Source organism: uncultured Sphingomonas sp. (genome assembly GCF_913777625.1).
GTDB lineage: Bacteria > Pseudomonadota > Alphaproteobacteria > Sphingomonadales > Sphingomonadaceae > Sphingomonas.
In genome coordinates this window covers 25028-47473 of record NZ_CAJYTI010000010.1, presented here as the reverse complement: position 1 = coordinate 47473, position 22446 = coordinate 25028, and the positions used below count along the sequence as shown (strand labels likewise).

The 22446-nt window shown below is 66.7% G+C and carries 22 protein-coding genes; 12 read left to right on the top strand and 10 right to left on the bottom strand.

All coding sequences use genetic code 11. The features are described from left to right. Positions 1-7: 7 nt before the first annotated feature. Positions 8-523 (bottom strand): XrtV sorting system accessory protein, encoded by a 516-nt coding sequence (locus QZ814_RS19185; protein WP_365898164.1) that lies wholly within the window; start codon positions 521-523, stop codon positions 8-10. A 101-nt stretch (positions 524-624) separates the two neighbouring features. Here QZ814_RS19185 and QZ814_RS05345 point away from each other — a divergent pair, with 101 nt between their 5' ends. From QZ814_RS05345 to epsI, 6 genes are read left to right on the top strand one after another with little or no spacing between them, the layout of a single operon-like run. Further along, positions 625-1830, top strand: coding sequence for a gellan polysaccharide biosynthesis protein GelF (locus QZ814_RS05345; RefSeq protein ID WP_294330050.1), 1206 nt, complete (start codon positions 625-627; stop codon positions 1828-1830). Positions 1831-1843: 13 nt separating this feature from the next. Next, positions 1844-2767, top strand: coding sequence for an SLBB domain-containing protein (locus tag QZ814_RS05340; protein WP_294330049.1), 924 nt, complete (start codon positions 1844-1846; stop codon positions 2765-2767). 34 nt (positions 2768-2801) lie between these two features. Further along, positions 2802-4151 carry a Wzz/FepE/Etk N-terminal domain-containing protein gene (locus tag QZ814_RS05335; RefSeq protein ID WP_294330048.1) on the top strand — a complete coding sequence of 450 codons (1350 nt, stop codon included), beginning with the start codon at positions 2802-2804 and terminating at the stop codon, positions 4149-4151. Then, positions 4151-4858, top strand: a complete 708-nt coding sequence (locus tag QZ814_RS05330) for a CpsD/CapB family tyrosine-protein kinase (RefSeq protein ID WP_294330047.1) — start codon at positions 4151-4153, stop codon at positions 4856-4858. Before QZ814_RS05335 ends, QZ814_RS05330 begins: the two co-directional genes overlap by 1 nt. A gap of 10 nt (positions 4859-4868) precedes the next feature. Further along, positions 4869-5750, top strand: coding sequence for an exosortase V (gene xrtV / locus QZ814_RS05325; RefSeq protein ID WP_294330046.1), 882 nt, complete (start codon positions 4869-4871; stop codon positions 5748-5750). Beyond that, positions 5734-6432 (top strand): exosortase-associated protein EpsI, V-type, encoded by a 699-nt coding sequence (gene epsI / locus QZ814_RS05320; RefSeq protein WP_294330045.1) that lies wholly within the window; start codon positions 5734-5736, stop codon positions 6430-6432. The genes xrtV and epsI overlap by 17 nt, the downstream gene beginning before the upstream one ends. A gap of 133 nt (positions 6433-6565) precedes the next feature. Here the strand turns inward: epsI and QZ814_RS05315 are convergent, their stop codons facing one another. From QZ814_RS05315 to QZ814_RS05305, 3 genes are read right to left on the bottom strand one after another with little or no spacing between them, the layout of a single operon-like run. Next, positions 6566-7960, bottom strand: coding sequence for an HlyD family type I secretion periplasmic adaptor subunit (locus QZ814_RS05315; protein WP_294330044.1), 1395 nt, complete (start codon positions 7958-7960; stop codon positions 6566-6568). After that, on the bottom strand, positions 7957-10143 hold the full coding sequence (locus QZ814_RS05310; protein WP_294330043.1) for a type I secretion system permease/ATPase: 2187 nt from the start codon (positions 10141-10143) through the stop codon (positions 7957-7959). The genes QZ814_RS05315 and QZ814_RS05310 overlap by 4 nt, the downstream gene beginning before the upstream one ends. 23 nt (positions 10144-10166) lie before the next feature. Further along, entirely contained in the window at positions 10167-10391 is a 225-nt protein-coding gene (locus QZ814_RS05305; protein ID WP_294330042.1) for a hypothetical protein, read from the bottom strand. A gap of 374 nt (positions 10392-10765) precedes the next feature. Between QZ814_RS05305 and QZ814_RS05300 the strand changes: the two genes are divergently transcribed. The 5 genes from QZ814_RS05300 (at position 10766) to rfbD (ending at position 15670) form a co-directional block, all read left to right on the top strand. Further along, entirely contained in the window at positions 10766-12178 is a 1413-nt protein-coding gene (locus QZ814_RS05300) for an exopolysaccharide biosynthesis polyprenyl glycosylphosphotransferase (RefSeq protein WP_294330041.1), read from the top strand. Positions 12179-12294: 116 nt separating this feature from the next. Then, a complete protein-coding gene (gene rfbA, locus QZ814_RS05295; RefSeq protein WP_294330040.1) occupies positions 12295-13173 on the top strand; it encodes a glucose-1-phosphate thymidylyltransferase RfbA in 879 nt (292 codons plus the stop codon). Continuing rightward, entirely contained in the window at positions 13170-13736 is a 567-nt protein-coding gene (gene rfbC, locus QZ814_RS05290) for a dTDP-4-dehydrorhamnose 3,5-epimerase (RefSeq protein WP_294330039.1), read from the top strand. The genes rfbA and rfbC overlap by 4 nt, the downstream gene beginning before the upstream one ends. A 3-nt stretch (positions 13737-13739) precedes the next feature. Beyond that, positions 13740-14804 (top strand): dTDP-glucose 4,6-dehydratase, encoded by a 1065-nt coding sequence (gene rfbB / locus QZ814_RS05285; RefSeq protein WP_294330038.1) that lies wholly within the window; start codon positions 13740-13742, stop codon positions 14802-14804. Then, a complete protein-coding gene (gene rfbD / locus QZ814_RS05280) occupies positions 14804-15670 on the top strand; it encodes a dTDP-4-dehydrorhamnose reductase (RefSeq protein ID WP_294330037.1) in 867 nt (288 codons plus the stop codon). Before rfbB ends, rfbD begins: the two co-directional genes overlap by 1 nt. Before the next feature lie 16 nt (positions 15671-15686). On the opposite strand, the gene QZ814_RS05275 is transcribed toward rfbD, so the two are convergent. The 3 genes from QZ814_RS05275 to QZ814_RS05265 all read right to left on the bottom strand — a co-directional run bounded on the left by QZ814_RS05275 (position 15687) and on the right by QZ814_RS05265 (position 17658). Continuing rightward, entirely contained in the window at positions 15687-15893 is a 207-nt protein-coding gene (locus QZ814_RS05275) for a DUF1289 domain-containing protein (protein ID WP_294330036.1), read from the bottom strand. After that, on the bottom strand, positions 15893-16768 hold the full coding sequence (locus tag QZ814_RS05270) for a 2OG-Fe(II) oxygenase (protein ID WP_294330035.1): 876 nt from the start codon (positions 16766-16768) through the stop codon (positions 15893-15895). The genes QZ814_RS05275 and QZ814_RS05270 overlap by 1 nt, the downstream gene beginning before the upstream one ends. Before the next feature lie 83 nt (positions 16769-16851). Beyond that, positions 16852-17658, bottom strand: a complete 807-nt coding sequence (locus QZ814_RS05265; protein ID WP_294330034.1) for a glycosyltransferase — start codon at positions 17656-17658, stop codon at positions 16852-16854. A 268-nt stretch (positions 17659-17926) separates the two neighbouring features. Here QZ814_RS05265 and QZ814_RS05260 point away from each other — a divergent pair, with 268 nt between their 5' ends. Continuing rightward, the gene (locus QZ814_RS05260; RefSeq protein ID WP_294330033.1) at positions 17927-18835 is read left to right on the top strand and encodes a DMT family transporter; all 909 of its coding nucleotides are present in this window, start codon (positions 17927-17929) and stop codon (positions 18833-18835) included. On the opposite strand, the gene QZ814_RS05255 is transcribed toward QZ814_RS05260, so the two are convergent. From QZ814_RS05255 to QZ814_RS05245, 3 genes are all read right to left on the bottom strand, one after another. Continuing rightward, positions 18810-19445, bottom strand: coding sequence for a DUF938 domain-containing protein (locus QZ814_RS05255; protein ID WP_294330032.1), 636 nt, complete (start codon positions 19443-19445; stop codon positions 18810-18812). The two genes, QZ814_RS05260 and QZ814_RS05255, sit on opposite strands and share 26 nt — an antisense overlap. Then, the gene (locus QZ814_RS05250) at positions 19442-19945 is read right to left on the bottom strand and encodes a CcdC protein domain-containing protein (protein ID WP_294330031.1); all 504 of its coding nucleotides are present in this window, start codon (positions 19943-19945) and stop codon (positions 19442-19444) included. Before QZ814_RS05250 ends, QZ814_RS05255 begins: the two co-directional genes overlap by 4 nt. Before the next feature lie 139 nt (positions 19946-20084). Beyond that, positions 20085-22352 (bottom strand): DPP IV N-terminal domain-containing protein, encoded by a 2268-nt coding sequence (locus tag QZ814_RS05245; protein ID WP_294330030.1) that lies wholly within the window; start codon positions 22350-22352, stop codon positions 20085-20087. Positions 22353-22446: the final 94 nt, after the last annotated feature.

Genomic DNA, 22446 nt, shown 5'->3' with positions numbered 1-22446 from the left:
CCTCTACTCAGCGGCGCTTAAAGAACTCGTACGGTTTGATGACCAGTGCGATATACGCCAGTACCAGGACGATCGTAATGATCGCGAACGCGTGATAGTTCTCGTTCCCCAGATAATTTGCCACGGCACAGCCCACCGCCGGCGGCAAATAGCTGATCATCGTGTCCCGTACTACCGAATCGGCCTGGGACCGCTGCAAGAAGATCACGATCAGGCCCGCGAATATCGCGATGGTCACCCAATCATAGGGCGTCTGCATGCATTTCCTTTCTATTCGGCGCCTGAATCGAAGAACTTCCGGCGTCGCCACCCCTTGCACTAGCAGCGCGACGCGCCATTCGCTAGATACCGCACCGCGTGATAAAAGGTCGTTAAAACGCCCGACTGCAAAAAAAATGAAGGTCGGCCCGCCGTTGATCGCGCACGCACCGCCGCGCAGCACAACCGTATAGGAGAATGTTCCCATAGAGGGAAAGAGTGCCGCATGGCATCGTTCGATCTGGTTGCTTGTACTGGAGGCCATTGGTAATGAAGCGCGGAACCGGGGGGACATTTGTGCCAGTAATTCACGTTCGACAGGCCGAAAAACGACGCCTTGCCGGCCCGCTCGCGCGCACGTATCCGATGATTGCGCTGCTGGTGACGGCCGCTACGATCCAGCCGGCGATCGCGCAGCGTCGGCCATTTGCCGCGCGTCCGAGCGGCGGCGAGCGCCAGATCGATATCCGCGCGACGACGCTGCTCGAATATAACGACAATGTGGTGCTGAACGATCCGCGGATCAGCCAGGGCGGCTCGCGCGGCGACGCGCTCGCGGCCCCCTCGATCGACGTCAACATCGTGCTGCCCCGCGCCACCGGCTCGGTCTATCTGGTCGGCACCGCCGGCTACCGCTTCTACAAGCGGTACACCAATCTCAACCGCGAGGCGATTTCGCTGACGGGCGGTGCGGACCAGCGGCTCGGGCCGTGCGTCGTGCATGGCGAGGTGAGCTACCAGCGCCAGCTCAGCGACCTGTCGAGCATCGCCGTGCAAGACACGACGAACGCGTTCAACAATACCGAACAGGCCCGCAACTACACGGCCGATGTCGGCTGCGGCGCCGAATATGGCCTCCGCCCGGCGGTGTCGTTCACCCATACCGAACTGCGCAACAGCCTTGCCCAGCGCCGCTATGCCGATGCCGACACCAACTCGGTGTCGGGCCAGCTCGGCCTCACCTCGCCCTCGCTGGGGACGGTGGCGCTGTTCGGGCGCATGTCGGACAGCAAATATATTCACCGCGTGGTGCCGGTCGTCGGTGGCCAGGACGGCATCAAGAGCTATGCGGCGGGCGTCCAGCTCGAGCGCTCGGTCGCCAACCGGCTCAACTTCCGCGGCTCGGTGAACTACACCAAGGTCGATCCCAAGCTTGCGTCGACCCGCAGCTTCAGCGGCATCGGCTTCGATCTGTCCGCCGCGTATTCGGCCGATCTGTACAATGTGCAGATCACCGGCTCGCGCACCGCCCAGCCCTCGGCGATCCTGTTCGTGGGCTATGAGATCGTGACGACGCTGTCCGGATCGGTCACCCGCAAGCTGTCCGAACGCATCCAGCTCACGGTGCAGGCCAACCGCACCTGGCGGGAGCTGGCATCGTCGCCGCTCTTCCCGGGCGCGCCGATTGCCGGCAACGATGTGTCGACGTCCATTTATGGTAACGCGACGTTCAAACCCAATCGCCGATTAAGCTTCACCCTCGGCGCGGGCTATGATCGGCGCACGACCACCGCCCAGCTGTTCCAGTACCGCGCCAAACGTATCAATCTCTCGACTTCGCTGTCGCTCTGACAAGGGCCGTATCATGCACGAAAAGAATAGCTTCCTGATCGTTTCGGCGCTCGCCGGCATCGTCGCGCTGGCGGCACCGGCGGCCGCGCAGATTCCCACCCGGTCGGTGCCCGCCCCGGCGCGCGCGCGCCCCGCCGCTCCGACGGCACAGCAGCAGCAGCAGCAGACCCAGGCGCCGTCCACGCCCGCCGCGGGTGCGCCTGCACAAACGGCGACGGTCGCCCCGGCGGCAACCGCCCCGGCCGGGTACAAGATCGGCGTCGACGACGTGATCGAAGCCGACGTGCTCGGCCAGAGCGATTTCAAGACGCGCGCCCGCGTCCAGGCCGACGGCACCGTGACCCTGCCCTATCTGGGCGCGGTGCAGGTCAAGGGCGAGACCGCGATCACGCTCGCCGAGAAGCTGGCGGGCCTGCTGCGCGCCGGCGGCTATTACGCCAAGCCGATCGTCAGCGTGGAGATCGTCGGCTTCGTCAGCAACTATGTGACCGTGCTCGGCCAGGTGAATACCTCCGGCCTCCAGCCGGTCGATCGTGGCTACCACGTCTCCGAGGTCATTGCCCGCGCCGGCGGCCTGCGCGGCGAAGCGGCGGACTTCGTCGTCCTCACCCGCGCCGACGGCACCAGCGCCAAGCTCGACTACAAGAAACTGGCCCAGGGCGGCCCGAATGACGATCCCGTGGTGACCCCCGGCGACAAGATCTTCGTCCCCGAGGTCGAGCATTACTACATTTATGGCCAAATTAACGCGCCTGGCGTATACGCGATTCGATCGGACATCACGCTCCGTCGCGCGCTGGCCCAGGGCGGCGGTCTCGCCGCCGCAGGCTCGATCAAGCGCGTGAAGGTGACGCGGGATGGCAAGGAACTCAAGTTGAAGCTGGACGATCCGATTCTTCCGGGCGACACGATCGTCATCGGCGAGCGATTGTTCTGATCTTGGCAATGATGGCAGCGGACGAGGCCCACCAGTGAATATTGTTCAGTTCTTCCGCATTCTCTGGGTGCGCCGGTGGATCATCCTCCCGGCGTTCCTCGTCTGCGTCGCCACCGCCACGATCGTGGTCCAGTTCCTGCCCGAGCGCTACAAGGCGAGCACCCGGGTGGTGCTCGAGACGTTCAAGCCCGATCCCGTCACCGGCCAGGTGATGAGCTCGCAGTTCATGCGCGCCTATGTCGAAACGCAGACGCAGCTGATCGAGGATTATGCGACCGCGGGTCGCGTCGTCGACGAACTCGGCTGGGCCAATGATCCGGCCAACATCGCCGCGTTCAACAGCTCGTCCGCGGCGGCCACCGGTGATATCCGCCGCTGGCTCGCCAAGCAGATCATCGACAACACCAAGGCCGATGTGATGGAGGGGAGCAACATCCTCGAAATCTCCTATTCGGACAGCTCGCCCGAGCGCGCCGAACGCATCGCCAACCTGATCCGCACCTCGTTCCTCGCCCAGTCGCTCGCCGCGAAGCGCCAGGCCGCCACCAAGTCGGCGGACTGGTACGCCCAGCAGGCCGATGCCGCCCGCCAGGCGCTCGCCGCCGCGGTGCAGGCCCGCACGGACTTCGTGAAGAAGACCGGTATCGTCCTCACCGAGACCGGCACCGACCTCGAAACCCAGAAGCTCGAGCAGCTCCAGGGCCAGACTACCGCCGCCGCCGCACCGGTGGTCGCGGCCGCGGCCAGCGGCATGGGCCCCGCGCAGATGCAGCTCGCCCAGATCGACCAGCAGATCCAGCAGGCGGCGACGAATCTCGGCCCGAACCACCCGGCGTTCCAGGCGCTGCAGCGCCAGCGCGAGGTGTTCGCCAAGGCAGCCGCCGCAGAGCGCTCGCAGGTGAACGGCGTCGCCGGCCCCGGCCGCGGCGCGATCGAGAGCGCGGCCAACGCCCAGCGCGCCCGCGTCCTCGGCAACCGCCAGGACGTCGACAAGCTGATGCAGCTCCAGCGTGACGTCACGCTGAAGCAGGATCAGTACATGAAGGCCGCGCAGCGCGTCGCCGACCTGCGACTGGAAGCGAGCAGCAACGACAATGGCATGTCGACGCTCAGCGAAGCGACGGCGCCGGAAACGCCCTATTACCCCAAGGTGCCGATGATCATCGGCGGCGCCGCCGGCTTCGGCCTCGGCCTCGGCCTGCTGATCGCCCTGCTCGTCGAGCTGCTCGGCCGCCGCGTCCGCAGCCCCGAGGATCTGGAAGTGGCGATCGACGCGCCGGTGCTGGGCGTGATCCAGAGCCGCGCCTCGCTGGCCGCCCGCCTTCGCCGCGCCCAAGAAACCCTCGGCGAAGGTGCCGACACGCACGGAGCTTCAGTAAACTGATGGACGCGATGACCAGCGAACCGCTGCCCGAAGGCGATCGCCCGAGCGCGGTACCCACGACGCCCGATACCGTCGGCGTCCTCGAATATCAGCTCGTGCTCTCGGACCCGACCGGCATCGAGGCCGAGGCGATCCGAGCACTGCGCACCCGCATCATGACCCAGCATCTGCGCGAGGGCCGTCGCGCCCTCGCCATCTGTGCCGCCTCGGCCGGGTCGGGCTGCAGCTTCACCGCCGTCAACCTGGCGACCGCGCTGGCGCAGATCGGCGTGAAGACCGCGCTGGTCGACGCCAATCTGCGCGACCCGAGCATCGGCACCGCCTTCGGCGTCGCCGCCGACAAGCCGGGCCTGGCGGACTATCTCGCCTCGGGCGATGTCGACCTCGCGTCGATCATCCATGCCACCCGCCTCGATCAGCTGTCGATCATCCCGGCCGGGCATGTCGAGCACAGCCCGCAGGAGCTGCTCGCCTCCGAGCAGTTCCACGATCTCGCCACGCAGCTGCTGCGCGAGTTCGACATCACGATCTTCGACACCACCGCTTCCAACACCTGCGCCGATGCGCAGCGTGTCGCGCACGTCGCCGGTTATGCGATCATCGTCGCGCGCAAGGACTCCAGCTACATCCGCGACGTGAACACGCTCAGCCGCACCTTGCGGGCGGATCGTACCAACGTCATCGGATGCGTTCTGAACGGCTATTGAGTTGGACCACATGACGGCGACCGCGATCGCGCGGCAGCAGGACCGGAAAGGTGGCGGCTACTGGCTCACGGTGGCCGGGCTTGCCGCACTCACCATCCCGACCTTCATCACCCTGGGCCGTGAGGTCTGGAGTGCGGAAGGTGGCGTGCAGGGCCCGATCGTGCTCGCCACCGGTGCGTGGATGCTCGCCCGCCAGCGCGAGACGATCGAGGCGCTGCGCCGCCCGGGCAGCGTGCTGCTCGGCGCGCTGTGCCTGCTGGCGACGCTCGCCTTCTACATGGTCGGCCGGGTGTTCGACTTCATCAGCGTCGAAACCTTCGGGCTGGTCGCCACCTATCTGGTCGTCGCCTATCTCTATTTCGGCGCCCGCGTGCTGCGCGCCGCGTGGTTCCCGGTGCTGTGGCTGTTCTTCCTGGTACCGCCGCCGGGCTGGGTAATCGACCGCGTCACCGCGCCGCTCAAGGAGTTCGTCTCCTATGCCGCGACCGGCCTGCTCTCCTGGGCCGATTATCCGATCCTGCGCCAGGGCGTGACGCTGTTCGTCGGCCCCTATCAGCTGCTGGTCGAGGATGCCTGTTCGGGGCTGCGCTCGCTGTCCAGCCTGGTCGTCGTGACGCTCCTGTACATCTACATCAAGAACAAGCCGTCGTGGCGCTACGCCGCGTTCATCGCCGCGCTGGTGATCCCGGTGGCAGTGGTGACCAACATCCTGCGCATCATCATCCTGGTGCTGATCACCTATCATTTCGGCGACGAGGCGGCACAGAGCTTCCTCCACGTCTCGACCGGCATGGTGATGTTCGTGGTCGCGCTGCTCTGCATCTTCGCGATCGACTGGGTGGTCGAGCAGCTTCTTCTCATGCGTCGGAGGCCCCATGTTCAACCGGCGTGACCTGCTGATCGGCGCGGGCTGCTTCGCGGCCGCCGGCGCTTCGCTCGGCATGAAGCCGCATCGGCGGATGGACCTGCTCGGCAAGACCAAGCTCGATGCGCTGATGCCCAAGGCGTTCGGCGCCTGGAAGGCCGAGGACACCGGCTCGCTGATCGCGCCCGCGCGCGAGGGCAGCCTGGAGGACAAGCTGTACAACCAGGTGGTCAGCCGCGCCTTCTCGCGCGCCGACGGCGCCCAGGTGATGCTGCTGATCGCCTATGGCAACGCCCAGACCGACCTGCTGCAGCTGCACCGGCCGGAGGTGTGCTACCCGTTCTTCGGCTTCACCGTGGTGGAAAGCCATGAGCAGACGATCCCGGTGACGCCGCAGGTGTCGATCCCCGGCCGCGCGCTCACCGCCAGCAACTTCAACCGTACCGAGCAGATCCTCTACTGGACCCGGGTCGGCGAATATCTGCCGCAGAACGGCAACCAGCAGCTGCTCGCGCGACTGAAGAGCCAGATCCAGGGCTGGATCGTCGACGGCGTGCTGGTGCGCATCTCGACGGTGACCCCCGAGGCCGAAGACGGCCTCAACGCCAATCTCGATTTCGCGCGCGAGCTGGTCAAGACGCTCGACCCGCGCGTGCTGCGCCCGCTGCTCGGCAACGGGGTTACCGAGGCGCTCGGCCACCGGGCCTGAGCCCGGCGCGCCGCCCCCGGCGCGACGCACCCGACAAGGGTCGACGAAAAGGGAGCCGACGAAAAGCCCCCAACGAAAAAGGGGCGGCGTTGGCCGCCGCCCCTTCCCTCTCCTTCTCGTGGCTTGCCCGGGTTCAGCGCTCGTGCAGCGCGTCGCTGCCGGTTTCGAGCATCGGGCCGACGAGATAGCTCAGCAACGTCCGCTTGCCGGTGACGATGTCGGCACTGGCGATCATGCCCGGCCGCAGCGGCACCTGCGTGCCATTGGCCAGCACATAGCCGCGGTCCAGCGCGATCCGCGCCTTGTAGACCGGCGGCTGGCCTTCCTTCACCTGCACCGCCTCCGGCGCGAGGGCCACCACGGTGCCCGGGATCATGCCATAGCGCGTGTAGGGAAAGGCCTGGAGCTTCACCTTCACCGGCATGCCGGTGCGGACGAAGCCGATATCGCTGTTGTCGACCATCACCTCGGCCTCGAGCCGGGCATGGTCCGGCACCAGCGACAAGAGCGGCTTGGCGCCTTCCACCACGCCACCCTCGGTATGCACCTGGAGCTGCGAAACGGTGCCGCTGACCGGCGCGCGCAGTTCGCGGAACGAGCTGCGCAGGTTTGCCTTGGCGACTTCCTCGCTGCGGGCGCGGACCTCGTCCTGCGCCTTCACCAGATCCTGCAGCACCTGGGCACGGGCCTCCTCGCGGGTCTTGACCGACATGCTGCTGGCGCTGCGCGACTGCTGGCCGAGCTTGGCGACCGTCGCGCGGGCGGCGGTGAGGTCCTGCCGCTCGGCGATCAGCTGGCGGCGCATCTCGACGACGCGCAGCTTGGAGACATAGCCCTTGGCGGCCATCGCCTCGTTCGCCGAAATCTGCTGTTCGAGCAGCGGCAGCGACTGTTCGAGCTTGCGCACCTGCGCCTGCGCCTCCGCCGAGGCCGAGGCGGCGGCGCCGCTGTCCGAGCGACCGGTGGCGAGCATCGCCTCGATCTGGCCGAGCCGGGCGCGGGCGAGACCGCGGTGCGTCTCCACCTCGGCGGGGCTGGCGGCGGCGGGGGCGACGAAGCGGAAGCCCTTGCCGTCGAGCGCGTCGATGATCGCCTGGTTGCGCGCGGCATCGAGCTGGGCGCTGAGCAGCGCGACCCGCGCCTGCGCCGCGTCCGCTGCCGACATGGTGGGATCCAGCGTGATCAGCACCTGGCCCTTGGTCACCTTCTGCCCCTCGCCCACCAGGATGCGGCGGACGATGCCGCTTTCGGGCGACTGGACGATCTTGGTCTCGCCGATCGGCGCGATGCGCCCCTGGGTCGGTGCCACCACCTCGACCCGGCCGATTGCCAGCCAGGCGGTGGTGAGGACGAGACCCGCCAGCATCACCCGGCCGGTCAGCCGCGCGGTGGGCGATACCGGCCGCTCGATGATCTCGAGCGCGGCGGGGAGGAATTCGGTGTCATAGGCATCGGCGCGCGCGGGCAGCACCGTGCCGCGCTTGCGAGCGAGCGGGCCGCCGCGGCCCAGCGAAACGACGGCGTTCATGCGGCAATCTCCCCAAAGCCGCTCTGGCGGCGGTGCAGGTCGGCATAGCGGCCGCCCAGGCGCAGCAGTTCGTCGTGCCGGCCGCTCTCGACGATGCGGCCCTGCTCCAGCGTGATGATGCGGTCGCAGGCGCGGACCGCGGACAGGCGGTGGGCGATGATCACCACCGTTCGGCCTGCCGAGATGGCGCGCAGGTTGTTCTGGATCAGCTCCTCGCTTTCGGCATCGAGCGCCGAGGTCGCCTCGTCGAACACCAGGATGCGCGGATTGCCGACCAGCGCGCGGGCGATGGCGAGCCGCTGGCGCTGGCCGCCCGACAGGTTGACGCCGCGCTCGACGATCTCGGTGTCGTAGCCGCGCGGCTGGCGCAGGATGAAGTCGTGCGCGCCGGCCATCTGGGCGGCGGCCACGACATGTTCGAACGGCATGGCCGGGTTGGACAGCGCGATATTCTCGCGGATCGAGCGGCTGAACAGCAGATTCTCCTGCAGCACCACGCCGATCTGGCGCCGCAGCCAGGCCGGATCGAGCTGCGCCACGTCGACCTCGTCGACCAGCACGCGGCCGAGATCGGGGGTGTTCAGGCGCTGGAGCAGCTTGGCCAGCGTCGACTTGCCCGAGCCCGAGGAGCCGACGATGCCGAGCGAGGTCCCGGCCGGGATGTCGAGGGTGATGTCGCTCAGCACCGGCGGCTGGTCCGGCGCATAGCGGAAGGTGATGTTCTCGAAGCGGATCGCGCCGCGCAGCACCGGCAGCGTCGCCGCCGAGGCGGAGCGCGGCTCGACCGGATGGTTGAGCACGTCGCCCAGCCGCTCGATCGCGATGCGGACCTGCTGGAAGTCCTGCCACAGCTGCGCCATCCGGATCACCGGGCTGGCAACGCGCTGGGCGAACATGTTGAACGCGACCAGCGCACCGACGCTCATCGCGCCGCCGATCACCGCCTTGGCGCCGAAGAACAGGATGGCGGCGAAGCTCAGCTTCGAGATCAGCTCGATCGCCTGGCTGCCGGTATTGGCGGTGTTGATCAGCCGCTGCGACGAGGCGGTATAGGCGGCGAGCTGGCGCTCCCAGCGATTCTGCCAGTGCGGTTCGACCGCGGTGGCCTTGATCGTGTGGATGCCCGAGACACTCTCGACGAGCAGCGCGTTGCTGGCCGAGCTCTTTTCGAACTTGTCCTCGACGCGGGCACGCAAGGGGCCGGCGACGCTGAACGAGACCAGCGCATAGGCGATGAGCGAGAGGACAACGATCCCGAACAGCATCGGCGAGTAGAACAGCATCGCGCCGAGGAAGACGACGGTGAACAGCGGATCGACCATCACCGTCAGCGAGGCGTTGGTGAGGAACTCGCGGATCGTCTCGAGCTGGCGGACGCGGGTGACGGTGTCGCCCACCCGGCGCTTCTCGAAATAGCTGAGCGGGAGGGCCAGCAGATGGTGGAACAGCCGCGCACCCAGCTCGACGTCGATCTTCTGCGTCGTCTCGGTGAACAGCCGCGTGCGGATCCAGCCAAGCGCCACTTCCCAGAGCGATACCGCCAGGAAGGCCACGGCGAGCACGCTGAGCGTGCTCATGCTGTTGTGCACGAGCACCTTGTCGATCACGCTCTGGAAGAGCAGCGGCGCGGCGAGGCCGAGCAGGTTGAGCGCCAGGGTGATCCCCAGCACTTCGACGAACAGCTTGCGATAGCGCTGGAACTGGGCGGCGAACCAGGACAGGCCGAAGCGGAGCGGCTGCCCCGCCACCGCGCGGGTGGTGAGCAGCACCAGCGTGCCCGACCAGAGCGCATCGAGCCCCTCGCGGTCGACCTGCTCGGGTGCATGGCCCGGGCGCTGGATGATCACGCCATGTTCGGTGAGGCCGCCGATGACGAACCAGCCTTCGGGGCCGTCGGCGATCGCGGGCAGCGGCTGGCGGGCAAGGCCGCCGCGCGGCACCTCCACCGCCTTGGCCCGCACGCCCTGCTGGCGCTTGGCCAGCAGGATCAGGTCATCGATGCTCGCCGCCTCGGCATGGCCCAGCATGTGACGCAGCTGTTCGGGGGTGATGCCGATATTGTGCACGCCGAGCAGCAGCGACAGCGCCGCCAGCCCGGATTCGCGCAGCTCGGCCTCGCGCTCGACCGCCGCCTGCGCGGCGAACGCGCCCTGCAGCTGGGCCTGCATTTCGTCGCGTGTCATTCCGGAACTCTGCCTCCATGGCGCTACTGGATGGCGGTCATGATGAAGAAGGTCGGTAAAGACTCGCTTAAGCCAGATTTTCCTGTGGCTTGTACGTAGCCGCCGGTTGCGCTGCCGTCGCTGCGCCGAACGCCGCAACGGCCTTTAGCCCCCTTTAAAGCATTCCCCGCTATGATGGGGATGCGACGCAAATCGGTATGGGATGGCGGAACGTTGATGGCGCTCGTTAGTTGCAATGCAACAAGCATGGAAGAACTTCGCACATATGCATGCTGCATTTGCGAGGGCTACATGCACCGGGCAGGACATGCACGCCTGCGGGGCTTGATTGCTTCGGCGCGATCAGCATAACGGGCGCGTGCTCGCCACAATTTGTCACCATGGCAATAATCAGACAATATCCTAGGGGGTGTAGAGATCATGGCGCGCGTTCCTTCCTCACATCCTCCGCGTGCGGATCGGGCGAACTGAACGTGGCCTTCACTGAAACTCGTCTCGAAAAAGACCGCTCTGGTCGCTTCACCGACTTTCGGGAAAAAAATCGTCCCGTTATAGTGCAGTGCAGCAGGCCGAATCGGCCATTGTCAGCGTGCGTACTCCGTTGAAGGACCCGGACAAGGCCATGAACGCTTTTGAAGCTCAGCGCGCCTTCGAGGAGCAACTCCGGGCACATGCGCGCCAGTCCCCCAGCGCCGTGCCGATGCTGCGTCGCTCCACCCTCCGCATGGTGCTGTACTCCGAATTGCTGCTGCTCGACAGCATCGCAATTCTACTTGGGTTCTACGTCGCCGCCTGCTCGCGCGACGGCAACTGGCTGTCGCTCGTCGGCGTCAACGTGGGCTTCTTCCTTCTGCCGATCACGCTCGGCACGGCGCTTGCCAGCGGCACCTATACGCTCAGCTGCCTGCGCTACCCGGTCAGCGGGGTGAAGAGCATCTTCTCCGCCTTCTTCTTCTCGGTGTTCGTCGTCCTGCTCGGCAGCTATCTGCTGACGGCCGAGCTGCCGCTGTCCCGCGTCCAGCTGGCCGAAGGCGCGTTGCTCGCGCTCAGCCTGGTGACGATCGGCCGGCTCGGCTTCCGCCGCCATGTGCGGGCGATGACCGGCGGCACGCTGCTGGACGAACTCGTCATCGTCGATGGGGTGTCGCTGGAGATCGCCGGCGATGCGGTGGCGCTCGACGCGCGCATCATCAACCTCTCCCCCAACCCGCGCGACCCGCAGATGCTGCAGCGGCTGGGCACGACGGTGGTCGGCTTCGATCGCGTGATCGTCGCCTGCACCGAGGAACAGCGCGCGGTCTGGGCGCTGCTGCTCAAGGGCATGAACATCAAGGGCGAGATCCTGGTGCCCCAGTTCAACGCGCTCGGCGCGATCGGCGTCGATGCCTATGAGGGCAAGGATACGCTGATCGTCTCGCAGGGCCCGCTGAGCATGCCCAATCGCGCCAAGAAGCGGGCGCTCGACCTGGCGATCACGATCCCGGCGCTGATCGCGCTGGCGCCGCTGATGCTGCTCGTCGCGCTCGCGATCAAGCTCGAGACGCCCGGCCCGGTGCTGTTCGCCCAGGACCGGGTCGGCCGCGGCAACCGGCTGTTCAAGATTCTCAAGTTCCGCTCGATGCGCCAGGCGCTGTGCGATGCCGACGGCAATGTCTCGGCCAGCCGCGACGACGATCGCATCACCCGGATCGGCCGCTTCATCCGCAAGACCAGCATCGACGAGCTACCGCAGCTGCTCAACGTGCTGCGCGGCGACATGAGCGTGGTCGGCCCGCGCCCCCACGCGCTGGGATCGCGCGCTGCCGATCACTATTTCTGGGAAATCGACGAGCGCTACTGGCATCGCCACACGCTGAAGCCGGGCATGACCGGGCTAGCCCAGGTCCGCGGCTTCCGCGGCGCGACCGATCGCCGCGTCGACCTGACAAACCGGCTGCAGGCAGACATGGAATATATCGACGGCTGGGATATCTGGCGCGACGTCACCATCCTGTTCAAGACGCTGCGGGTGATCGTGCATTCCAACGCCTTTTGAGCCGGGCCGATAGCAGTTCTCGCTGAAGGCCCCGATTCGGATTGACAATCACCTTGCTTCCGCATTTGTCGTTTTAGAGTAGTTGCGGGCGCCGCCCGCGCCATGGGGAATTTTGAATGAAGGGCATCATCCTTGCGGGGGGCAGCGGCACACGCCTCTACCCCGCAACGCTGTCGATCTCGAAGCAGCTGCTTCCCGTCTATGACAAGCCGATGATCTTCTACCCCCTGTCGGTGCTGATGCTGACCGGGATCCGGGACATTCTGATCATCTCGACGCCGCGCGACCTGCCGATGTTCCAGGCGCTGCTCGGCGACGGCTCGGCCTTCGGCATCAGCCTCAGCTATGCCGAGCAGCCTGCGCCCAACGGGCTGGCGGAAGCGTTCATCATCGGCGCCGACTTCGTCGGCAACGATCCCAGCGCGCTGATCCTGGGCGACAACATCTATCACGGCGATAAGATGGGCGAGCGCTGCCATGCGGCCGCCGCACAGGCATCGCAGGGCGGCGCCAATGTGTTCGCCTATCATGTCGACGATCCCGAGCGCTACGGCGTGGTCGCGTTCGACCCGGAGACGGGCGTCGCCACCAGTGTCGAGGAAAAGCCGGCCAATCCCAAGTCGAACTGGGCGATCACCGGCCTCTATTTCTACGACAAGGACGTGGTGGACATCGCCAGGTCGATCCAGCCTTCCGCGCGCGGCGAGCTCGAAATCACCGACGTCAATCGCGTCTACATGGAGCGCGGCGACCTTCACATCACCCGGCTCGGCCGCGGCTATGCCTGGCTCGACACTGGCACGCATGACAGCCTTCACGAAGCCGGCTCGTTCGTTCGCACCCTGGAGCACCGCACGGGCGTGAAGATTGCCTGCCCGGAGGAGGTCGCCTTCGAATCCGGCTGGCTCGGCGCCGAGGATCTGCTCAAGCGCGCCGCCGGCCTCGGCAAGACCGGCTATGCGTCCTATCTCCGCAAGCTGGTGGCCGCCGCATGACCCAGGTTCATCACCACGAATTGTCCGGCGTCATCGAGTTCACGCCGCCCAAATATGGCGACCATCGGGGCTTCTTCTCCGAGGTGTTCAAGCAGTCCACGCTCGATGCCGAAGGCGTCGAGGCGCGCTGGGTGCAGGACAATCAGAGCTTTTCCGCCCAGCCCGGCACGATCCGCGGCCTGCATCTCCAGGCCCCGCCCTTCGCGCAGGCGAAGCTGGTCCGCGTGCTGCGCGGCGCGATCTATGACGTCGCGGTCGACATCCGCCGCGGCTCGCCCACCTATGGCAAATGGGTCGGCGTCGAGCTCTCGGCGGAGAAGTGGAACCAGCTGCTGGTGCCCGCCGGCTATGCGCACGGCTTCATGACGCTCGTTCCGGATTGCGAGATCCTCTACAAGGTCAGCGCCAAATATTCGAAGGATTCGGAAATGGCGATCCGCTGGGACGATCCCGATCTTGGCATCACCTGGCCGGACATCGGCGTCGAGCCGGTGCTGTCCGAGAAGGACGCGGTCGCCACGCCGTTCGCCGAGTTCAACACCCCCTTCTTCTACCAGGGCTGATCCATGCAGCAGCAGACCTTCCTCGTCACCGGCGGCGCCGGCTTCATCGGCTCGGCCGTCGTGCGCCATCTCGTCCGACAGGGCGCGCGCGTCATCAATCTCGACAAGCTCACCTATGCCGGCAACCCGGCGTCGCTGACCGCGATCGAGAACGCCCCCAACTATCGCTTCGTCCATGCCGACATCGCCGACACCGCGACGATCCTGCCGCTGCTCCGCGAAGAGCAGGTCGATGTGGTGATGCACCTCGCCGCCGAGAGCCATGTCGATCGCTCGATCGACGGCCCGGGCGAGTTCATCGAGACCAATGTCGTCGGCACGTTCAAGCTGCTCCAGTCGGCGCTGCAATATTGGCGCGAGCTGGAAGGCGAGAAGCGCGACGCCTTCCGCTTCCACCACATCTCCACCGACGAAGTGTTCGGCGACCTGCCGTTCGACAGCGGCATCTTCACCGAAGAGACGCCCTATGACCCCTCCTCGCCCTATTCGGCGTCGAAGGCGGCGAGCGACCATCTGGTCCGCGCCTGGGGCCATACCTATGGCCTGCCGGTGGTGCTGTCGAACTGCTCGAACAATTACGGGCCGTTCCACTTCCCCGAAAAGCTGATCCCGCTGACCATCCTCAACGCGCTCGAGGGCAAGCCGCTGCCGGTCTATGGCAAGGGCGAGAACATCCGCGACTGGCTGTACGTGGACGATCACGCCAAGGCGCTGGCGACCATCGCCACCACCGGCAAGGTCGGCCAGAGCTACAATGTCGGCGGCCGCAACGAGCGGACCAACCTTCAGGTCGTCGAGACGATCTGCGACCTGCTCGACCAGCGCATCCCGCTGAAGGACGGCCGCAAGCGCCGCGAGCTGATCACCTTCGTCACCGATCGCCCCGGCCATGACCGCCGCTATGCGATCGACGCGACCAAGCTCGAGACCGAACTGGGCTGGAAGGCCGAGGAGAATTTCGACACCGGCATCGCCGCGACGATCGACTGGTATCTCGAGAATGAATGGTGGTGGGGGCCCATCCGCTCCGGCAAATATGCCGGCGAACGCCTCGGGCAGACCGCCTGATGCGTATCCTCGTCACCGGGCATGACGGCCAGGTCGCCCAGTCGCTGGGCGAACAGGCGCAGGGCCACGAGCTGATCTTCACCAGCTATCCCGAGTTCGATCTTTCCAAGCCGGAGACGATCGAGGCCGCGGTGGCGAAGATCCAGCCCGAGCTGATCGTGTCGGCCGCAGCCTATACGGCCGTGGACAAGTCCGAGAGCGAACCCGAGCTCGCCATGGCGATCAACGGCGACGGCCCCGGCGTGCTCGCGCGCGCGGGCGCGAAGATCGGTGCGCCGATCATCCATCTGTCGACCGACTATGTCTTCGACGGCAGCCTCGACCGCCCCTGGCGCGAGGACGACCCCACCGGCCCGCTCGGCGTCTATGGCGCCACCAAGCTGGCCGGCGAGCAGGCGGTACAGGCCTCGGGTGCGACTAACGCCGTGATCCGGCTGGCCTGGGTCTACAGCCCGTTCGGCAACAACTTCGTAAAGACGATGCTGCGCCTCGCCGAGACCCGCGACGCGCTGAACGTGGTCGAGGATCAGTGGGGCTGCCCGAGCTCCGCGCTCGACATCGCCACCGCGATCCTGACGGTGGCCGGGCACTGGCAGCAGCATGGCGCGACCAGCGGCCTCTACCACTTCGCGGGCACCGGCGAGACCAACTGGGCCGAGTTCGCCCGGGCGATCTTCGCCGAGAGCGCCAAGCGCGGCGGCCCCTCGGCGACGGTGACGGGCATCCCCAGCTCGGACTATCCGACCCCGGCCAAGCGCCCGGCCAATTCGCGGCTGGACTGCACCCGCTTCGCCGAGACCTTTGGCTACCGCGCCCCGGCCTGGCAGGATTCGCTGAACGTCGTGCTGGATCGCCTGCTCGGCTGATACGGAACGGGGGGCCTCAGCGCCCCCCGCCATGCTCCCGTTCGCGTGCCGGCAATGCCGCGAGCACCGCGCGCTTTTCCTTGGTGCTCAGCTCGCTCCAGCCGGCGATTTCCTTCGGCGTCCGCCAGCATCCCAGGCACAGCCGGATCTCCATGTCGAGGCGGCAGACCTTGCGACAGGGCGATTCCGGCGGCGCGGCGGCAAAGCGCGAGAACAGCCCCATCAGCGCTTGAAGTTCAGCCCCGTCTTGCGGGCGAATTTGGCGAGGCCGTTGATCACCGGGGTCGGCGCATAGTCGCGGATCAGGCCTTTCACCCGGTGCAGCGGCGTGCGCTTGTCATGCTCCGAGACCGCCTTCCAGCGCACGAAGTTCGAATAGCCGAGACCCTCGGTATCCTCCTCCGCGCTGTAGTAATAGAGCGCTAGCGAATTGCGGCGGACGTTCGGCGGCGTCTTCAGCGGGAAGGGCTGGCCGTGCCACGACTTGCCCGAGACGCGGAAGATCGCCAGGCGATTGAACTTGGGCGTGATGCTGGAAACGCACTTGGTCGCGTCCTCGTCCCACAGCTCGAGGTCGCCGCCCCACTCCGCCTGCCAGTCCGGCGTGCAGTAATAGATGCAGTTGATCTGCTGGCTTAGCTTCTTGTTCGGGTGACGCGAGGCGTCGATGTGCAGCATCAGTCGCCCGCCCGAGCCGGTCGAGTGCAGGCCGCAACCATAATGGTTGGGATCCGGCAGCAGATGCTTGTGGCCGCTCAGCCGGTCGAGGAAGTTGCAGAAGATCCCCGACTGGAACTGCATCATCATCAGGCGGACGAGCGGCGGGAACTGCTCCTCGTCCGAGGTCGTCACCTTCTCGATCTTGCGATCGCCGCTGTGCGCGCTGTCCCCCGGCCCTTCCAGCCGCCAGTTGATATCGTCGAGCTTCGGGAAGGCCTCCGCGAGCCGCCGCGCCACGTCGTCGGGCAGGAAATTGTCGATCGCGACATGCTCATAGGGCTCGGCGTTCAGGAAGCGGTCGTGATATTCGTCCGCGAGCGCATACAGCTTCTCCCGCGTGAAGAAGAAGAAGTCCGAAGTATCTGCACCGACCGACATGATAATCCCCTGAAGAACCGGTTGCGGCGATCATAGGCGATCGCGCGCAACCGCGTAAACCATCTTGCACCGCAAACGACGCGTTACCGATCGCGCAACCGCACCACGATCGGCTTGATCAGCCGGATGCCGGCCTCGCGGAACCGGCGGATCGGCGACAGTACGACATGGTCCCAGAGCACCGTGCCCGCCGAGGCCGGCTTCGCCGCGACGTCGCCGCGGATCTTGAACGAGTCGATGATCTCGACGTCCGAGACCAGCTTGCCCTTGATCCGGTTGGTCACATTCTCGCCATGCACCACCTGCAGCCACAGCGGCTTGCTCGGCACCTGGCGGATCGTCCATTTCTCGCCAAGCTCGTGGTGCGACTTGGCCCAGATCGTCTCGATGCCCGCCAGGTCGCGCTCGACCAGCGAGGTGAACGGACTGCTGTGATCGCTGGCGGTATACAGCCGGCCACCCCGCATCGCGATGCCCTGGGGGAAGTTCAGCACCGTCTGCGTCGGGGCGTCGACCGCGGCAGCCTGCACCCGTGCGACGAAATCGCTCGACAGCGCATCGTCATTGTCGAGGCGGGTGGTGACGATCAGCTGCTCGCCCGGCACCGCCAGCGCGCGCACGTCCTCGGCGATCATCGCCTTGTCGAAGAGCCCTACGTAGCGCGGGGTGAAATTGTAGATCTGGCGATCGCGCTCGATCCGTTCGCGGAACTCGGCGGGCGTGTCCTTGTCGAAATAGATCAGCCAGTGGAAGTCGCGCTCGGTCTGGCCCGCGATGCTCGGCAGGCAGAATTGCTCGAACAGGCCGAACCGGCGATCCAGCCAGCCCGGCGAGTTGCGGATCGCCACCTCGCGTCCCGGGCTGGCGATGTTGAAACGCGTCAGGATCACGTGAAGCATCGGTCGGATCGGCTCCGGTTAGCGAAACAAAGCAGCCCGGCCACCCGTCGCGGCCCGCTTCAAACCATAGGGAAAGAAAAGGTTGCAGCAGAAAATCGCGTTTCTTGTGCGTCCTTTGCCTTTGGCCGTGGCTCTTGCGAACGGTTACGGGATATTCCCCGGCCGGGCAACCGTCGACTGCTGCACCGCGGAATAACCGCCGACACCGGAACGACAAAACGACTTGCCGCCCGCCTGCCCTGCCCCTAACCGTCGCCTTGTGCCCGACGCCCGTCCCGATCGCATCGCCACCGGCCTGGCGCTCCGCCTCTTCGCCATTGCCTGCATGTCGACCATGTCGGCGCTCATCAAGATGTCGGAGCTGCGCGGCGCCTCGCTGATCGAGACGATGTTCCATCGCCAGCTCTGGGCGGTGCCGCTGGTCACCTTGTGGGTGGCGATGGGCCCGGGCCTGAAGTCGCTCAAGACCGCCCGGTTCGGCGCGCATGTCTGGCGCACCGCAGTGGGGCTGACCGGCATGATCTTCACCTTCGGCGCGGTGATCCTGCTGCCGCTCGCCGAGGCGCAGACCTTCCAGTTCACCGTCCCCATCTTCGCAACGCTGCTCGGCGCGCTGCTGCTCGGCGAGCCGACCGGCTGGCACCGCTGGGGCGCGGTGATCCTGGGCTTTGTCGGCGTGCTGATCGTCGTCCAGCCCGGGCAGGAGACCATCCCGATCTTCGGCGCGTTCGTCGGGCTGATGGCGGCGCTGTTCGTCGCCATCGTCGCGATCACGCTGCGCCAGATCGGCAAGACCGAAAGCGCCGGGACCACGGTGTTCTGGTTCTCGCTGCTGTCGGTGCCGGTGCTCGGCGCGATCTATGCATTCCATTACAAGCCGCACGATGCCGAGACCTGGGCGATCCTGATCGCCACCGGGCTGGTCGGCGGCGTCGGCCAGCTGGCGCTGACCGGCGCGATGCGCTTTGCGCCGGTCTCGGCCGTGGTGCCGATGGACTATTCGGGGCTGCTCTGGGCGACGCTCTATGGCTGGCTGCTGTTCGGCGTGCTGCCGACCTTCTCGACCTGGCTCGGCGCGCCGGTGATCATCGCCAGCGGCCTCTACATCGTCTATCGCGAGCAGAAGCTGGCCCGCGGCCAGGCTAGCTACGCCGAAACGCCACTATGAGGTTGTTGGCGGGCATCGCCACCCGCCGCTCGAACACCAGGCCCTGCGCCGCCGCGGCCGCGATCACCTCGTCCAGCAGCCGCAACCCCCAGGCCGGATTGCGCGCACGGAGCGACTGGTCGAATGCCTCATTGGACGGTGCGGTGGGCACGCCCGCCTCGCGATAGGGGCCGTAGAGGATCAGCGGCCCGCCCGGCGGCAGCAGCCGCCCCGCCCCGGCCATCAGCCCGAGCGTCGCCGCCCAGGGGCTGATATGGACCATGTTGACGCAAAGCAGCGCATCGGCATGGGCGACCGGCCAGGCCGCTGCCGCCGCCGCATCCAGCGCCACCGGCGGGCGGACATTGCCCAGCCCGTCGCACCACGCCGCGATCGAAGCGAGCGCATCCGGATCGGGATCGCTGGGCTGCCATTCGAGCTTGGGGAAATGCTCGGCGAAATAGGCGCAATGCTCGCCGCTGCCGCTCGCCACTTCGAGTACCCGCCCGGCCTCGGGCAGCAGCTGCGCCAGGATCGTGGCGATCGGTGCGCGGTTGCGCAGCGTCGCCGGCGCGTGGCGGCGCACCCCTTCGGGCGGCGCCAGCCAGCTGCGCTCGCGCCCGTCGCTCATGCGGCGGCGCGCGCCTGGGCGAGCAGGCGCTTGCCCCGCAGGTACATTTCCACCCGCATCGCGCTGAACAGCCCCAGCGCCATCACCCCGAACGCCTGGGTGAGCAGCAGCACGTTGAGGTGCAGCGCCGACCCCTCGGCCTTGCCGACCATGCGCACCGCGATCAGCACGACGATGAACAGGAGCCCCCCCCACGACGCCTTCTGGTTGAGCTGGTGGGTGGCGGGATCGACCGAGAGGTGCATCAGCTTGCCCCGCTGCCATCCCAGCCCCGCGCCGACCGCCAGGGCCGCGGCGCACAGCCCCCAGCCGCCGAGGCTCGGCGGCCCCTGCACGAGCAACGCCCCGACCAGCACCGCATAGAGCGTCGGCACGATCCACAATCGCTCGAGGGTGAGCGGCCGAGCCTTCGACATCCGCCGGATGCGCAGCGCGAGGATCAGCCCGACGACAAGCGCGGTGATGCCATATTGGATGAGGTGCGGCGTATCGAACTGCATGGCGGAGTCCCCCCGGAAGCGATGCGGTGCAGCATAGGAGGAAGCGCGGCGGCGTCAAAATGCCGTTTTCGACGGCGTGTCCCGGACCGCGACGCGTGTCGCGGTCCGGGATCCACGGTAGCGGGTATCCGGCGAGGCTTCAGTTGGCCGCGCGCTCGATCCGGTATTCCTTGGGCGGCGTCGCCCCCATCAGATTCTCGACGAAATAATCCCAGCGGCGCCGCATCATGTAGAAGGACTGGTCGCCATAGCCGTGGTGCGCGCGCGGGAAGAGGACGAGGTCGAAATCCTTGTTCGCCTTCTCCAGCGCATCGACCACCAGCAGCGTCGACGACACCGGCACATTGTCGTCGAGCATGCCGTGCGCGAGCAGCAGCTTGCCCTTCAGGTTCTTGGCGAGGTCCTGGTTCGCCTGCAGGTCGTAGTTGCTCTTGTCGCCTTGGCGCTCGAGCAGGCCGAGATACTTCTCGTAGAAGTCGTCCTCATAGTTGCGGTTGTCGTGGTTGCCGCTCTCGGCGATCCCGACCTTGAAGAAGTCCGGATAGAGGAACATCGCGGTCGCGGTGGCATTGCCGCCGCCCGAATGGCCCCAGATGCCGACCCGGTCGAGGTCGAGCCAGGCGTAGCGCTTGCCCAGATCCTCGATGCCGCTCTTCTGGTCGGGCACGGCCTGCTTGCCCATGTCGCGGTAATAATAGTCCTGGAAGGTCTTGGAGCGGCGCGGCGTGCCCAGCGCGTCGATCTCGACCACGGCGAAGCCCAGCTGCGCCAGCGCGCCCGCATCGCCCTGCGCCGCGGCGAACTGCCGCGAGGGGATCGTCCCCATGAACGGGCCCGGATAGACATAGTCGATCACCGGATATTTGCGCTGCGGATCGAGCCCCGCCGGCTTGAACAACAAGCCGTGGCACAGCGTCTTGCCGTCGCTGCACTGGACGGCGATGCTCTCCGGCGCCTGCCAACCCGCCGCCTGCAGCCGCGTCGCGTCGCCCTTCGCCAACTGCTGGACGACCGATCCGTCGGCGCGGCGCAGCACCGCGGTCTGCGGCGCTTGCGGGGTCGAGTAGATGTCGACGAAGTAGCGCCCATCGCTTGAGGGGATCGCGATATGGTCCTGCTTTTCGGGGGTCAGCAGCTTCGGCGCCCCGCCCTTCAGATCGACCGCATAGATGCTGCGGTAATAGGGATCGGTGCCCGGCTCCCGACCGACGCCCGCCACCAGCATCTTGCCGCTGCGCTCGTCGATATAGACCGGATGGTCGACGTTCCACGGGCCCTGGGTCACCTGCCGCACGAGCTTGCCGGTGGCGGCGTTGTAGAGATAATAATGGCCCCAGTCGTCGCGCTGCGACCACCACAGGATCTCGCCGCGCTCGGACAGATAGCGCCAGTTGATCCCCTCGTCGTTATAGCCGCTGTCGAACCAGGTCGGCACGGTCTCGGTAAACACGTCGCGCACCGCACCGCTGGCCGCGTCGGCGATGCGCACCGTCTCCACCTTGTGGTCGCGCGAGGTCGACACGAAGGCGAGCGTCTTGGCATCCTTCGCCCATTGCATGTCCTGCGGGCCCTCGCCGCACACCACGTCGTCGCACAGCGACGAGCGGTGCGGTTCCGCCGGCATCTTCAGCCGGATGACCTGGCCTGCGTCGACATCGACGATGACGCGCTGGATCTGGATGATCTCCTTGTCGCCGACGAACGGGTATTTCCACGTGTCGACCTTCGAATGGCCGACCTGCGTCGTGGTGGTGGAAAAGTCCGCCACCGCGCGCTGGTCCTGCTGGAAGGTCGCCAGCTTCTTCGAGTCCGGCGACCAGATCACGATCGCCTGGTCCGAATGCTTCCAGCCGGCATTGTCCGTCGCGTAGCCGAAATCCTTGACGCCGTCGGTGGTCAGCTGCCGCTCCGCGCCGGTGCGCATGTCCCGCACCCACAGGTTCCAGTTGCGCACAAAGGCCGCGCGGGTGCCGTCGGGCGAGAGCACCGCATCGGCCGGGCCCTGCTGGGCCAGATAGCCGGCGATGTGCCCGGCGCTGGGTGTCGCCGATTCCTTGCAGCCATAAGGCTGGACCATCGCGCAGGTGTAGCGCTTGCCGCCGACATTGAGGACCGCGCTGTTGCTGGCGAAATCCGGCGCGAAATCGGCGACGTACAGCTTCGTCGCGTCCTGCACCCTGAACCCCGCCGCGTTGAGCGATGCCAGCAGCGCCTTGGTATCGAAGGCGGGTGCCTTGCTGCCCTTGGCCGCATCGACCAGCATGATCGTCGGCACGCCGTGATCGGTATCGACATACCAGAAGCGCCGCGCGTCGACCCAATGCGCTGCGCGCACCGCATGATCGACCAGCGGCACCGTCCAGGGCGCCAGCTGGTGCACGGCGCGGCTATAATCGGCGTCCGTCATCGTCGGCCGCTGTTGCGCGGCCGCCGTGCCGGCGGTCAGGGAAGCCAGGAGACAGCAGGCGATCAGGCGCATCGGGAGACTTTCCGAGGAAGAG